This is a genomic window from Leptospira ellinghausenii (assembly GCF_003114815.1).
In the GTDB taxonomy this organism is placed as follows: domain Bacteria; phylum Spirochaetota; class Leptospiria; order Leptospirales; family Leptospiraceae; genus Leptospira_A; species Leptospira_A ellinghausenii.
The window spans coordinates 299,474-312,999 of sequence record NZ_BFAZ01000002.1; the positions used below are offsets into that span (position 1 = coordinate 299,474).

Annotated in this window: 13 protein-coding genes; 7 read left to right on the plus strand and 6 right to left on the minus strand. The window is 35.5% G+C overall.

Annotated elements, in window-relative coordinates; translation table 11 throughout:
- The first annotated feature begins 10 nt into the window (after positions 1-10).
- Both DI076_RS01995 and DI076_RS02000 read left to right on the plus strand, forming a co-directional pair.
- On the plus strand, positions 11-568 hold the full coding sequence (locus DI076_RS01995; RefSeq protein WP_245918205.1) for a Tll0287-like domain-containing protein: 558 nt from the start codon (positions 11-13) through the stop codon (positions 566-568).
- 17 nt (positions 569-585) lie between these two features.
- The gene (locus DI076_RS02000; protein ID WP_108958349.1) at positions 586-3,330 is read left to right on the plus strand and encodes a PAS domain S-box protein; all 2,745 of its coding nucleotides are present in this window, start codon (positions 586-588) and stop codon (positions 3,328-3,330) included.
- Here DI076_RS02000 and DI076_RS02005 read toward each other — a convergent pair.
- Positions 3,310-4,881, minus strand: a complete 1,572-nt coding sequence (locus DI076_RS02005; protein ID WP_108958350.1) for a hypothetical protein — start codon at positions 4,879-4,881, stop codon at positions 3,310-3,312. The genes DI076_RS02000 and DI076_RS02005 overlap by 21 nt on opposite strands.
- Before the next feature lie 112 nt (positions 4,882-4,993).
- Between DI076_RS02005 and DI076_RS02010 the strand changes: the two genes are divergently transcribed.
- On the plus strand, positions 4,994-7,045 hold the full coding sequence (locus tag DI076_RS02010) for a methyl-accepting chemotaxis protein (RefSeq protein WP_108958351.1): 2,052 nt from the start codon (positions 4,994-4,996) through the stop codon (positions 7,043-7,045).
- Between the two features lie 43 nt (positions 7,046-7,088).
- Here DI076_RS02010 and DI076_RS02015 read toward each other — a convergent pair whose 3' ends face one another.
- Entirely contained in the window at positions 7,089-8,585 is a 1,497-nt protein-coding gene (locus tag DI076_RS02015) for a S41 family peptidase (protein WP_108958352.1), read from the minus strand.
- A 207-nt stretch (positions 8,586-8,792) separates the two neighbouring features.
- Here DI076_RS02015 and DI076_RS20245 point away from each other — a divergent pair, with 207 nt between their 5' ends.
- Both DI076_RS20245 and DI076_RS20250 read left to right on the plus strand, forming a co-directional pair.
- Complete coding sequence (locus tag DI076_RS20245) at positions 8,793-9,080, plus strand: hypothetical protein (RefSeq protein ID WP_245918206.1); 288 nt, start codon at positions 8,793-8,795, stop codon at positions 9,078-9,080.
- 31 nt (positions 9,081-9,111) lie between these two features.
- Complete coding sequence (locus tag DI076_RS20250) at positions 9,112-9,273, plus strand: YbjN domain-containing protein (protein WP_245918208.1); 162 nt, start codon at positions 9,112-9,114, stop codon at positions 9,271-9,273.
- Positions 9,274-9,378: 105 nt separating this feature from the next.
- Here DI076_RS20250 and DI076_RS02025 read toward each other — a convergent pair whose 3' ends face one another.
- Together DI076_RS02025 and DI076_RS02030 are read right to left on the minus strand one after the other, a co-directional pair.
- Positions 9,379-9,627: a hypothetical protein gene (locus DI076_RS02025; RefSeq protein ID WP_135358370.1), complete on the minus strand. Its 249-nt coding sequence runs from the start codon at positions 9,625-9,627 to the stop codon at positions 9,379-9,381.
- Between the two features lie 256 nt (positions 9,628-9,883).
- Positions 9,884-10,378, minus strand: a complete 495-nt coding sequence (locus tag DI076_RS02030; RefSeq protein WP_108958354.1) for a hypothetical protein — start codon at positions 10,376-10,378, stop codon at positions 9,884-9,886.
- Positions 10,379-11,001: 623 nt separating this feature from the next.
- On the opposite strand from DI076_RS02030, the gene DI076_RS02040 reads away from it, so the two are divergent.
- Both DI076_RS02040 and DI076_RS02045 read left to right on the plus strand, forming a co-directional pair.
- A complete protein-coding gene (locus tag DI076_RS02040; RefSeq protein ID WP_108958356.1) occupies positions 11,002-11,301 on the plus strand; it encodes a hypothetical protein in 300 nt (99 codons plus the stop codon).
- Positions 11,302-11,432: 131 nt separating this feature from the next.
- Positions 11,433-11,894, plus strand: a complete 462-nt coding sequence (locus DI076_RS02045) for a VOC family protein (RefSeq protein WP_108958357.1) — start codon at positions 11,433-11,435, stop codon at positions 11,892-11,894.
- A 3-nt stretch (positions 11,895-11,897) separates the two neighbouring features.
- On the opposite strand, the gene DI076_RS02050 is transcribed toward DI076_RS02045, so the two are convergent.
- Positions 11,898-12,518, minus strand: a complete 621-nt coding sequence (locus tag DI076_RS02050; protein WP_108958419.1) for a lipocalin family protein — start codon at positions 12,516-12,518, stop codon at positions 11,898-11,900.
- A gap of 42 nt (positions 12,519-12,560) precedes the next feature.
- The gene (locus DI076_RS02055; RefSeq protein WP_108958358.1) at positions 12,561-13,520 is read right to left on the minus strand and encodes a lysylphosphatidylglycerol synthase transmembrane domain-containing protein; all 960 of its coding nucleotides are present in this window, start codon (positions 13,518-13,520) and stop codon (positions 12,561-12,563) included.
- Between the last annotated feature and the right edge of the window lie 6 nt (positions 13,521-13,526).

The window sequence follows — 13,526 nt, forward strand, 5'->3', positions numbered from 1 at the left end:
GGAAATGCCGATGAATCAGATCAAATGGAAAGTGTTAGTTTTTCTTCTCTTCTCAATTCCTATTTACTATTGCCAAAAAGAAACTATCAATTATGAATCATTGGCAATTCAAATTACGAACAAAGCAAAATCCAATTTACAAAAAAAACTTTCGGCTGCTATGTCTGAAGGAGGGACTACATCTGCCATTCCTTTTTGCCAACAAAATGCTTTGGGTTTCACCGCTAAAATGGGACAGGCAAACAATGTAACCTTAAAACGTGTGACGGATAAACCTCGTAATGAGAATAACCTTCTTTCCCCCGAAGAGATGATGGTGTTTCAGGAAATCCAAAAGCAGAAATCAAGTGAAGGTGTATTTCCAAATCGAGTTTTTTCGTCTGATGATAATGTGACAGTGTATGTTCCCATTCCATTTATGGGACACTGTGTTCCCTGCCATGGAAAAAAAGAAGAAATGACAACCGAAACCAAAACGACCCTAAACAAACTTTACCCAAAAGATTTGGCAACCAATTACCAAATAGGTGATCTGCGTGGACTCTTTATTGTCATTTTTAAGAAATGAAGTTCTATAGATAAATTATGATCAATCCAGTCAAATTCATCGCAAACAAACCCGAGTTATGTGAATTTGTATTTGAGAAAGCTTCGTTCGGATATTTAGTATGGGATACAAGTGTAGGCATTGTGTACCCAAGTCCAGTGGCAACAAAATCCATGGGGCTCACCATCGACCAACCATTCCCGGAAGAATGTATTTTAACCCACTCTGGTAGTAAGATACAATCCGAAAAAACAACTACCGATTCCATTTTAGGTAGAATTTGTTTTGATCCCAGTAATAGTGCTGGTTTTCCATTTCGATTCCATACAAAAGAATTCAATGAATTGGGTAGAAAATTTATCTTACTGGCCTTGGATTCTTTTTCAGAAGGAAAAGAAAAAGTATTACCTCCCATTTTGCAATCCTTAGAAATTTCTAGAGATTTATTTATATCTTCCTTTCGGTATTCGAATATTGGAATGGATATCTCAAATCCGCACGGAGAGATGATTGAAGTGAATCCTATTTTTTGCGAATGGCTTGGTTACCAAGCGGAGGAGTTAAAAGAAAAAACTTTATCGGAATTCACACATCCCGATGATCTTGAATTGGAATTAGCATACTTAGAAAAATTAAATAGAGGGCTCATACCAAGTTTCCAAATTAAAAAACGTTACCTAACGAAAGACAACCAAACCATTTGGGCAATACTTAATAAATCCATCATTCGTGATCATTTAGGAAATCCTATCTATTATTTGGCACAAATTTTAAACATCACAGATTCTATCCAATCCGAAATGGAACTTCGATCCATCTCACGTTTGTTAGACCAGATGGCAAATTTAGCAAAAATTGGAGGTTGGGATTTAGATTTAAAAACTAACCAAGCCAATTGGACCAATGTAACAAAACGAATCCACGAAGTCAGTGATGACTATATACCAAGTGTTGAAACAGGATTACAATTTTATCATAGCGAAGAAAGTCGAAATAAAATCACAAATGCTGTACAAGAACTTTTGGAAACAGGTAAAGAATATGATTTAGAGTTGGAAATGGTGACGGCTAAAGGTAACCAAACATGGGTTAGAACCATTGGTCGAGCAGAATATGAAGATAACCGAGTTGTAAAAATCTATGGTATCATCCAAGACATCAACGAAAGAAAAAAATGGGAAATGGCTCTGGCATCACAAGCAGCAATTCTATGGTCATTTGTCGAACACGCTCCTGCAGCCGTTGCAATGCTCGACCAAGAGATGCGTTATGTTGCTCTCAGCCAAAGATGGATTGATGATTATAAAATCCCTTTCTCAAAAGAAGAGATCATTGGTAAATGCCATTATGAAATTTTTCCCAATATTGGAGAAGAATGGAAAAATATCCATTCTCGCGGTTTAAAAGGTGAGATTTTAAAAAGGGATGAAGATATTTGGCGGCCACCTGGTTGGGAAAAAGACCAAGTGATCCAATGGGAAATTCGGCCTTGGAGTTTACTTTCGGGTGGAATTGGTGGTATTTTGATGTTCACAAGAGATATTACTGAATCCTATGAAACCAAACTTGAGTTAAAACATGCAAAGGAATTGGCTGAAAATGCTTACAACGCCAAATCTGAATTTTTGGCGAATATGAGCCATGAGATTCGCACGCCTCTGAATGGAATTATAGGTTATTCGGATTTACTTGCAGAAACTTTGGTTGATACTTCATTCAATGAATACGCACAAATCGTAAAACAATCAGCACATACTCTTTTGAATATCGTAAATGATATATTAGATTTTTCAAAGGCTGAAGCAGGGAAATTACAATTAGCTGAAGAGGCCAATGACTTAAAAAAGTTAGTTTTAGAAGCGATCAAAATTATGGATATCCAAGCAATTATAAAAGGTTTGGATATCCGATTGTTTATTGATGAAAATATTCCGCAAACTTTAATGTTTGATTCCAATCGATTGCGGCAGGTTCTTTTGAATTTAATTGGAAATGCAATTAAATTTACCGAAAAAGGTTTTATCGAATGTAGGCTTGTACATTTGGATACAAGTGAAGAAAATGAAGTTAAAATTAGAATTTCTGTAAAAGATACAGGGATTGGAATCGCAAAAGAAAACCAAAAGAAAATTTTTGATTCGTTTACACAAGAAGATTTTTCCACAACACGAAAGTTTGGTGGGACTGGTCTTGGTCTTGCAATTTGTAGGCAACTTTTAAGTTTGATGAAATCAAATTTAAAGTTGAAAAGTGAAGTCGGAGAAGGTAGTGAATTTTATTTTGAGATCCCTTTTCGTATTCCAGAACATGATCCAATTTTACAAACTGAATCGATTGTAACAACAATTGAATCGAAAGGATTTTCAGATTCCAATACAAAGGAACGTACCATAAAAATTTTGGTGGTAGAAGATAATGCAGTGAATATGGGTTTGATGAAAAATTTCATCAAACGGATCATAGACGATGCTGTAATTCTCGAAGCAGAAAATGGAGAGGAAGCAATCAATGTCTTTCAAAAAGAATCTCCCAATTTGATCCTAATGGACATCCAAATGCCGATTAAAAATGGTTATGATGCTACAATCGAAATTCGGAAAATGCATAAGGGGAAAGAAATACCTATCATTGCCGTAACAGCGGGAATCATTGCCGGTGAAAAAGAAAAATGTTTTGAAGTGGGAATGAATGATTATTTGAGTAAACCAATTCATAAGGAAAATTTAAAACAAATGCTTTTCAAATGGTTAGATCACAAAAACTCAAGTATCAAATCGAAATAATCCACCTAAGCGGATCATGATTGATTCTGAAACAGCACTAGGTCTGCTAGACTGGTTCCCTGGGTCCCGTAGTTCTCCTGTTTGCGAAATGGGATCATAACTACCGATATGAGCAGAGACACCTGAATAACGATCTATATCTTTGTAGTAGGTGCGAAATACATCAGTTTGTAAGAAAAAACGAATCCTTTCTTCTGGATCATAATTCATTCGAAATCCATAATTCAAATTTTCCCGGATGGAACCCATAATTTTGGGATTAGAGGTCCATTGAAACTGATCGGATCGACTTGTTGGTAGGGAATTAAAATCAGCACCCACAAGCATTTCTGTATTTGTAATTTTAGAAATACCCGCATGGAGACCAAAACAAAACTGTTTTGTGAAATCATAATTCAAACTGAGAAATCCACTGACTTCTTTGGGTGATTCAAATTTTCTTTTGGTATTTGATTTGGCATCATTGGCAACTCCACCTGATAAAAAGCCAAGGTTACTGTCCGAAAAGGTTTCACCATACGTGGTGGATTGGAACGGTGCAATTCCACCTGATGTAATCGATGTTATGTTAGTCCCGTAAGTGATTTCACCTCGAGATTCAAATTTCCCTTGTTTCCAAACAAATCCAAAGGATACTCCTCCGGAATCAAGTGTAGTTCTTTGGTTAGAATTCTGATTGGCGATGGTTTTGGTGAGAGAAGGGTTCGGATCAAATGTTTGGTCTGGATAAAGTGGCAAACCATCTCTTGACGAATCTGTTTTGGGATCACTTACTTTCAGTTTGGTGCCAATCGCAGATGTAGTGAAAAGTAAATTGGTGGAGGGAATCCAATCCAATCGAACCGTTATGGTTGGCATTGTATTCCTTTCAATATTGGTTTTTACATTTGGATCATTATGAAAACCTGTTGTCCCAATGGCAGAACCTAACTTGAATTCACCAAATTTGTACCAAAGTCCAATTTGTTCTCTTTGCCAACCAATATTACCAGAGGCTGACATAAACGCACTTGCATTAAATGATTGAGGGAAAACTCCTGCAAACATATCCCATGTTCTCCCTAAAAAAAATTGTAAGTTGGAACTGGGATTGTATTGGAAATACATTTGTCTGACCCTAGGTTTTGTTTCTGCACCAACACTGCTTTTAGATACATCCACAAAATCGGCTTCAAAGATTGCTTTTGCTTTTGCGCCATAACTAATCTCCGTGCCGAGTAAAGAACTGGTAGGGTAAATCCCCGAACGTGGCTCATTGTCTCTTGCTTGCACTTGTCTTTTGGCAACTGTGGGACCAACTAAATTATCGAAACCAAATGATAAAACAGAATGATTGGCATAGGCAAAATCTGTTTTTAACATCCCAGTCAATCGGAAACTGATTTCACCTGGCGCTGTTTGTTGGCCTTGTGTCGTTTCCAATGTTTTTGCGGGATACAGAGAGGTTGGATCCTTAGAAACGGTCTCTTCCTTTTCTTTTGTTTCCGCAATGATACTTGATTGCGTTGTTATGATCAATCCCAAGAAAAGAATATAAAAAAGAGACTTCATGTTTTATTTTTTCCTTGTGGCTTTGAATGCTAAAATGTTAGAACACTTTAAACTAGAAGCTTTGTTTTAGCAAGAAAACATTCTAAAAATATTGGGAAAGGATTCACAATTTATGAAATTCAAATGGGAACCAAATTCACTTCGTACAAAACTCATTAGTTTTACCATCCTTTCCGTCACTCTTGCTTGTGGTCTGACTGGTTTACTGAGTTATTATGTTGGGAGAAGTACGATCATTTCTAAATTAGAAAGTTTTGATATGGTGAAGATTTTAGAATCCAAATCCGCAACCATAGATTCTATTTTGGAACGTGCTAAAGAAACTGCTGTGATCATTGTATCCGATCAGAATACCATTCGTTGGGCCAAAGCGGGAGAACCAACTGGTGATGCATCAGAACAAGTGTTTAAGAATTTATCATCCTATAAAGAAAAATTAAGTTACATAACGTATTTGGGAATCATAAATCCCAAGACAAAAAATTATTGGAATGAATCTGCTAAAAAAATTGATACATTAAGTGATAAAGACCCTGATGATAGTTGGTTTTTTGATCTCGTACAATCCAAAAAAGATTTAGTGATCAATATGGATTACACAGCAGAATACAAATCATATGCTATTTTTGTAAATGGTGTAACCATTGAAAATGGAAATCCTGTTCTCATCAGTTCTCTTGGCATTGATGTATCGGTTGCTTCCAAACAATTCACAAAACAAGACCAATTTGGAGGAGAAAGTTGGCTCGTGGATGGAAAGGGCATCATCCAACTTGCACTTGATAATCAACTTTTAGACAAAGATGTAAGCCAGGCATTCCCCGAAGAAGTTGTATCCGAATTAAAAGCTACAAAGGAACCTATCCTTATTTTTGCAGGGAAAGATTCAAAAGGCAAACATTGTTTGTATGGTAGTTTCCAATTACATTCTGTTCCTTGGCGAGTGATCTACCGTGTTCCTGTTTCTTCCATGACAAAGTCATTGGATTCCATCGCACTTTTAACTTCTTTAAGTATCTTGTTTTCGGTGATTGTTGTATCCATTGGTATGGGATATGTGTTAACAAAAGTGACACATGCGATTCGCGAAGCTTCTATGTTGATGAATCGAATTTCTCAGAATGAATTGTCTTTCGAAGTTCCTAAAATCCAATTAGAACGAAAAGATGAAATTGGAGGAATGGCAAAAAGTTTAGAAAAAATGCGCCATAACTTAATTTCGATTGTACAAAAAATCCAAGGTTTATCAGAATCCATTACTGGTAAAAGTTCCCATTTATCTTCTTTAGCTTCTGATTCTTCTGCTACTATCGAAGAAATTGCTTCCTCGGTCCAAGAACTTTCTGCAAGTGCGGAAAATGTATCAGCTTCTGCCGAAGAAATTTCTTCTCAATCCAATTCTATGATTGAAACCCTCAGTTTATTAGGAAACGAAATGGAATTGGTTTCGAAAGGCGCAGAAAAAATTGAAGGGAAAGCAAGCGAATTGGAATCTTTTGTTGGGAAATCATTAATCGATGCCAAATCCTTATTTGAAACCATCAATATTAAAATTCAAAGTGCAGTAAAAGATGCGGAAGCGATAAAAGAGATTCGTGAGTTGGCAAGTATGATTGCTGAGATTGGTGACCAGACAAATTTACTTTCTCTCAATGCTGCCATTGAAGCAGCAAGAGCAGGGGAACACGGACGGGGATTTGCGGTGGTTGCTACTGAAGTTTCGAATTTAGCAGGTAAATCACAAGACACCGTCAAAAAGATTGTGGAATTAAATCACAAACTAGAAAAAGCAATGATGGAAATGGTAGATTCAGTGAAAGAATTATTGAATATGATCACAGGGAAAGTGATTCCTGATTACGAAACCGTTGTTGCTTCTGGAAAGGAATACAAAACTCAATCGGAAGAGATTAATGCATTAGCAAAACGAACATTTATGTTGGCAAAAGAAATCAGTGGTAGTATTAGCGAAGTACACCATGCAATTATTTCTGTTTCGGAAGCGATGAACCAAAACGCATTGGCATTAGGGGAAATCAGTTCTGGAACCAATCAAATGAGTGAAGTTTCGATGCAAACAGCAGATAGTTCTGCTGAGTTAAACCAGACTGCAATTGATATGAAAGACATCGCTTACCAATTTAAAATCGATTCAAATTCGTAAGGAACAATTTAGAATGTATTAGACCTAAATTGTGAAAGACGATTTATTTTAAATTAAATTCATTATTTGTGCTTAAATACGTTTTATAGTATTCAATGGATTGGGTGAGCACTAGGTCTAAGTCCGTAGGGTTTTCTTCAGCAAACAAACCTTTATTTGTTTGGTTCACCCCCATTTTTTCATCCAGTTTGGTTTGGATGTTTTTAGGAATGTATGGATTTTTGGCATTGGTAGGTTTGATCCAGTTCCAAAATTTTGTTTCGTGTGGGGTACTCGATTCTTTGTTTGGATCCTCAATGATGATATCAGGTAAAATTCCAAATCCCTGTATCTCTTCTCCTGAAGGTAACACCATCCTTGAATTCGTAATCGCATAAAAGTATCCAGTTTTTTTACCAACTTCGTAAAACAATTGAAAAGTGCCTTGTCCAAAGGTCCGTGAACCTAAAATGATTGCCTTTTTATTTTCTCGTAAACTTCCAGCTACTAATTCTCCTCCCGCAGTTGTTTTGGGACCAACTAAAATTCCTATTGGACCATCCCAAAGGATCGGATCCCCTTTAAGAGAAGGATAAATATTGGCTTCATACCTGTTGCGAATGCTAAATAAGTTTTGAGAAGATGTAAATAATGAGAGAAATTTTCGAAGTTCGATGAGATTTGATTGTTCACTTTCTCTAAGGTCAATGAGTAGAGCACCAATTGTATTCTGATTGTTCTTTTTTTCGCTTAATTCATGTTCAATGATTTTCTTTGTCGCACTGGCAATCGTGAATTGGTCATTAAATTGGAGGAAATTTTTGATTTTGATATAAAGAACATCAGGGTATCCAGTGATGATTCGATGTGAAATATTATTTAGTACATTAAATGATGTATCAGTTTTAATTTCTTTGGCATCGTAAACCCTGGTGTGTGGATCAATCTCCTCCGTATAACCTAACATTGCCAAAAAGATTATTTTTTCAAGGGTTTCATTTGGATTTTGCATTCGAATGGGATCATTTTTGGCTATAGAATGAACTTTATCTAAATGTGTTTCTAAATCATGGATGTCCAAGTTTAAGGAAATAAAATGTTGGTGTAATTCGATTCGTTTTTTGAAATCCCAATCTTGTGATTCTTTTTTGTAAGAGGGATTTTTTTTAATGAGTATAATATTCGGATCCTCTGTAGGCAGGATGGTTCCTTGTGGGATGATTTCAGGATTTTTTAGATTCAATTCATAAAAACTTTTGGGAGTAAAATCAATGGAAACAAATTCGTAAACCTTTCGGATAGCTCCCGCAATTGAGGCATTGGATTTTAGTTTATCGTTGGTTAGGTGTAGTATGGCGATATCATTTTTTAATTTGATAAAATGTTCTAAATTAATTTTTCCCGTATAGAGGTAGGGGTATTTGGTTTCCTTTTTGTAAGTTTCAATGGAATCAATCTTTGGGCCAGAAAGGTTTGTGGTTTTTGTTTGACCAGGTTTGCAAGTAAAAAGAGAAAAAATAAGGAGAATTAGAAAAACAGGAAAATGAAACAAAATCTTCATGGATAATGGTTTAGCAGTTCCTAGGTGAATGGAAAAGCAAATGAATTTCTTTGGAAATTCTACTTTTTTTCCATTTGCATAAATTTCCTAGAGAAATGGATTGAATTCTTTCCGATCAAATTCCAAATCTTGTAAATACATTGGTAAAAATGGAAACTCATTCCTCCTTTTACCTTTGAATATAACACTACAGATTTAGAGGTTTTTGTGAGATTTTTTGTTTCATCCCTTTTATTTTTTTCATTATTTTTTAGTTTGGTCGCTCAGTCTACCAAAGGAAAGGAAACAGAATTAGCCTCTAAATCTGTCACCTTACATTACAAAGTCGAAAAGAATTTACTCAAAAAACTTTTGGTAGAATTAGGTTATAAGATAATCAGTGATGAAGATAAACTTTTGATTGTTTCCTACCAAGATTATAAGGTAGGACTTGTTTCAGGTAACGACTCATCCATTCAATTTTATTCTTCGTTTAACACAGATAAAAAAAAATAAAATCGAATTAGCCAATAAATGGAATCAGAAAATGCGGTATTCAAGAAGTTATATGGATGCTGATGGCCGTCTCATTTTGGAGAGTGATTTTGATTATTCTGGTGGTGTGAGTGAAGAAGGGATCAAAGAATTTTTACAAAAATTCCAAATCTTAAACTCTCAGTTTAGTACGTTACTGATTTTAGCGGAATAAACAGTAATTCTAAAACGATACGGAAATGGGAAACATTTTCCCATTTTGATTTCTCTCGCTTTCCATCCCTTATTTATCATTTTTCTCTTTAACGTTAATTTTTGATTATTCCTGTCTAAGAGATACATTTGCAGATTCTGATTTCAGTTTTAATGAAAATGCATTCTCTAATGTGCGAACATCATTGGTAATTAATCTATATCTAAGTTCTGTAGCTGACGCAGATTCTGGGGAAGTAATTGCAGTTGTAGATGGTATTGTATTACAGAATCGATTTGCTTTGAATTCAATGGTAGTAGTTGGATCTTTTGTTACGATTAAAAAGTATTCACGAATTTGATTGGGAGGTGGCAAATTATTCACAGATGATAAATTGATTAATTATTCTGTTCCCGTGCTAAGAGTAATCGGGTAATTAATTCCTTTTTCTAATGTTTGATTTACAGTCGGACATCGATTGGAAGTAGAGAAGAGATATTCAAATATTATATAATGAGTATATTTATCGTCATCAACATCTTTCTTAAGCGCTTCATCGACAAACCCACGACAATTTTCCATTAATAGAAAATATACAAATGTTAAAAAAAGATTTTTTTCATTTTGACCTCTACTCCTGACGGATGGAAATGGATGCATTGCCAGAAATTAATTTTAAATAAAAGGCATTCTGAAGTGTTCTTACATCATTCATTTCCAACCGATATCGCAATTCAGTTGAAGTCGCAGATTCAGGCGAAGTAACCGAGGGACCTCTCCGATTCACATCACATAATCTTAAAGTTGAGAACTCAATATTAGCTGAAGCATCTTTTGTCACCACTAGAAAGTAATCTCTACTTTGGTTTGGAGGAGGTAAGTTGTTTGTTGAGGAAATATTAAAGATAACAGTATTTGTATTGATTAGTGTGAATGGATAGTTGACACCTTTCTCTAAAGTTAGATCGACTGCAGGGCAATTTCCTGGAGCAGATAGCAGATAGAGGTAATAACCAAACGCTACATAGGGTTCAGTATTATTATCGCCGGTATCTAAAAGTCTACTTAGACCTGTGCAGGAATGTGTGTTTATTGTAAATAAAATCATGACTAAAATCTTTTTCATTTTGAAATCTCCTCTACTTTAAAGTTATTAATGGATCTCATTTTAAGTTATTAATCAACATTTGTTTGTTAGTTTTTTGTTTTGATAGATGTGTAATTTGTTTGCCATTGCGTTCGGTATGAACAAAAGACATTATATAGCGTTTTACTACTTTCATTGGTATTTTTTTAACGTATCGAGGAATTTGGTTCATAAATTATTGATTTAAAAATTAAACATAGTCGACATTTTTTTATTTGATGAATTTGAATGTTCATAGAATATTTGTTAGATGATACTGTGCATACAGTGGAAATATTGTAAACCAGAAAATCGAAAAAAATCTGTCGATGTTGTTTCGGATTCGAGAGGAAACGTGAAAAAAGGAACTATCTTACTATTATTGAATGAAAGTTTGTCTTTCTCCTGTACATCAATGGCAACAAATATTGGTTATATTGAGCCAGGGGTAATGAAGTCAGAGAAAAAAAAGGGAAGAATTTGAATTTTGTAATATCAAATATCCTGGATTATTGGATCGAGCAATTTCGGAATTAAAGATTAAAGCCAAAAGAACAATATTTCAAAATGTAAGTATGTCTACTTTTCAGGTTATTTAATTTTTAATTGTGTGAGGATCGAATATGAATAAGAAAATATTAGTATTTTTGATATGTTTTTTATACCTTTCTTGTGTTCATTGGGGAGACTATAAGCAAGTCAATTTAGAACCTCAAAAGATTACAGATCAGGATATTCTAGTTACAGGTAGGAGTTGTTCAATTTTATTTATACCACTTGTACCGAAGTTTGATGTTGCCATAAAAGCTGCTTTAGAAAAAGCTCAAGGGAAGCGGGGTTTAAAAAATCCGTTGATAAAGGATGAGTATTTTTTTATTTTTAGGTGTATGTCGGTAGAAGGATATGCTACTGACTCAATTTAAATTGGCAACTGCTGATAACATGAAATCCCTCTTAACAGTGAAAAAATAGTATTCGGAGGAAGTTCTCGCGAAGACATTGATGGAAACGAAATAGTCGATTACTGTTCAAAGAATATAGGAGAGGAATTTACATGTCACGTCCATTTAAAGTGTTAGGTATCCAACAAGTTGCCATTGGTGGAGAATCCAAAGAAAAATTATCGAAATTTTGGGTTGAAGTGATGGGACTTACAAAAGTTTCCGATTACAAAAGTGAAAAAGAGAATGTCGACGAGGACATCCTATCCATGGGAAATGGACCTTACAAGGTTGAAATTGATTTGATGCAACCGATTGATCCAAACAAAAGTCCGAAAGTGCACGATCCGAAACTCAACCACATTGGCCTTTGGATTGACAATTTAGAAGCCTGTGTGGAATACCTCACCAAACAAGGTGTAAGGTTCACACCGGGTGGAATTCGAAAAGGTGCAGCTGGTTATAACGTTTGTTTTATCCACCCGAAAGGAAACGAAGAGTTTCCACTTTGTAGTGAAGGGGTTCTTGTTGAATTAGTGCAAGCACCTGAGGATGTGATCAAAGCACTCGGTTAAACATTAGAATTTTTGCAAACGGTTGGTATCATAACCAATCGTTTGTGCATACAAAATATATTCAGTTTCGATTGATTGCGAAATTGTTTTCTCCCTGGAAAAGACCCACAAAAAATTTGATTCTGGGCCACCTATAAGGGCTGATTGGTATCCTTGGCGGTCAATTTTAAGAATCAAATAATCACCAAAAAAAATTGGGTATAAAAAACTAACCTTCAATTTTCCGAAATTTGGATCTGGTAATAGGGCAATCCCTTCAATCGTAGTTGGGCCATTTGAGGATATTCCTTGGTTTTTCACTCGGATATTTCCATCTTCCCGCAGTGAGTATTCTGCTGAGACATTGGTGAGTCCGGATTGGAATGGATTGTCAATGCGTTTGATCTCAATCCATGTTCCCAAAAATCGATTCCAATCTATATTTTTTTCTGCATAGGCATCAAATCGAGAGGGGGATAGGTAAGATCCTAAACTAACAGAAATTAGTGGGAGAGAGGGGTTTTCCAAATTAGAAGAGTTCTTTTCATTTGGAAAAAAAGACGGAGAACATTGGAAGAATGTTATGACTAAAGTATAGAAACACAATTGTTTCCATTTTTGATTGATTGGTAAAATCCCTTCCATCTCCATTTAGAGTGGAAGAGATATGGGCTTTGTTAAAAAAAATTATTGATTTAGTATTATTTTTTTATGCAAAAAACGCCAATGAAGGTAAGCAAAACAAGCTAAAATGGTTGTGATGAGAAACTGTGTTAGATGGACAACGGTTGCATACACAAGTCCTTCGCCTGGGTCCCTTCCTAAAATGATAAAACCTGAAATGATTGCCGCGTGAAATACTCCGATCCCAGAAGGAGCAGAGGGGATTGCCACTCCCATTCCCCCTAAAAACATAAAAAGTAAGGCTTCAGGAAACCGTATCGGCATACCGATGAGCATACCAGCTAAGTAATAAGAGATCGCATAACCAAAAATCCATGTTGGAAGTGAATAGGCCAAAGGTTTGATCAGTTTGTCACCTTGCAAAAATTCTGAAAACTCAACAAGGTGGTGGTCTAGTTTTGTTTCATAAAAGGATTGTTTCCCAATCAGAGAAAAACATTTGCATAAGAGTTTTTGTAGATTGATTAGGAAGTATTTGACTAAAATCAATCCAACTAACATAGCCAAGATAACGAGTACCGATATGAGTAATAGGCTAAGGTTTTTTGATTGGCCAAGTCCCATATAAAAAAGAGCACCCGCACCAATGACCACAACGGCCCCCAAATCCATCACTTTCTCTAAAAAAATTCGACTTAAGAGATGAGTGAGAGGTAAATCCGAATCACGTTTGTTCATAAGTAGTCTTACCAAATCCCCACCGCGAGCTGGTAATACCATATTCAATCCAACTCCAATGATTGCAGTAGTGAAGGATTGAGTGAAGGTGATTTTTTCTTCTAAAAGATGGAACCAACGAATCGAAAATGGAATGAAGGCCCAAAGGTTGGAAAGGATGAGGAGTGGGAAAATCCACCAATTGACTTTCCCTTCTAACCGTTTGAATTCACTGATATCAAAGTTTTTTTGTAAAAAATAAATGGCAATGCCCGAAACGATGATTCCAAAAATTAATTTTCTCATTTTGTA

Excerpts from the sequence above, each read along its gene's own strand:
- DI076_RS02015 (WP_108958352.1), bottom strand. The coding sequence starts at position 8,585 with ATGAAGATTTTGTTTCATTTTCCTGTTTTTCTAATTCTCCTTATTTTT.
- DI076_RS02000 (WP_108958349.1), top strand. The coding sequence starts at position 586 with ATGATCAATCCAGTCAAATTCATCGCAAACAAACCCGAGTTATGTGAA.
- DI076_RS02050 (WP_108958419.1), bottom strand. The coding sequence starts at position 12,518 with ATGGAAGGGATTTTACCAATCAATCAAAAATGGAAACAATTGTGTTTC.
- DI076_RS02045 (WP_108958357.1), top strand. The coding sequence starts at position 11,433 with ATGTCACGTCCATTTAAAGTGTTAGGTATCCAACAAGTTGCCATTGGT.
- DI076_RS02040 (WP_108958356.1), top strand. The coding sequence starts at position 11,002 with ATGAATAAGAAAATATTAGTATTTTTGATATGTTTTTTATACCTTTCT.
- DI076_RS02030 (WP_108958354.1), bottom strand. The coding sequence starts at position 10,378 with ATGAAAAAGATTTTAGTCATGATTTTATTTACAATAAACACACATTCC.
- DI076_RS20250 (WP_245918208.1), top strand. The coding sequence starts at position 9,112 with ATGCGGTATTCAAGAAGTTATATGGATGCTGATGGCCGTCTCATTTTG.
- DI076_RS02010 (WP_108958351.1), top strand. The coding sequence starts at position 4,994 with ATGAAATTCAAATGGGAACCAAATTCACTTCGTACAAAACTCATTAGT.
- DI076_RS01995 (WP_245918205.1), top strand. The coding sequence starts at position 11 with ATGAATCAGATCAAATGGAAAGTGTTAGTTTTTCTTCTCTTCTCAATT.
- DI076_RS02005 (WP_108958350.1), bottom strand. The coding sequence starts at position 4,881 with ATGAAGTCTCTTTTTTATATTCTTTTCTTGGGATTGATCATAACAACG.
- DI076_RS02055 (WP_108958358.1), bottom strand. The coding sequence starts at position 13,520 with ATGAGAAAATTAATTTTTGGAATCATCGTTTCGGGCATTGCCATTTAT.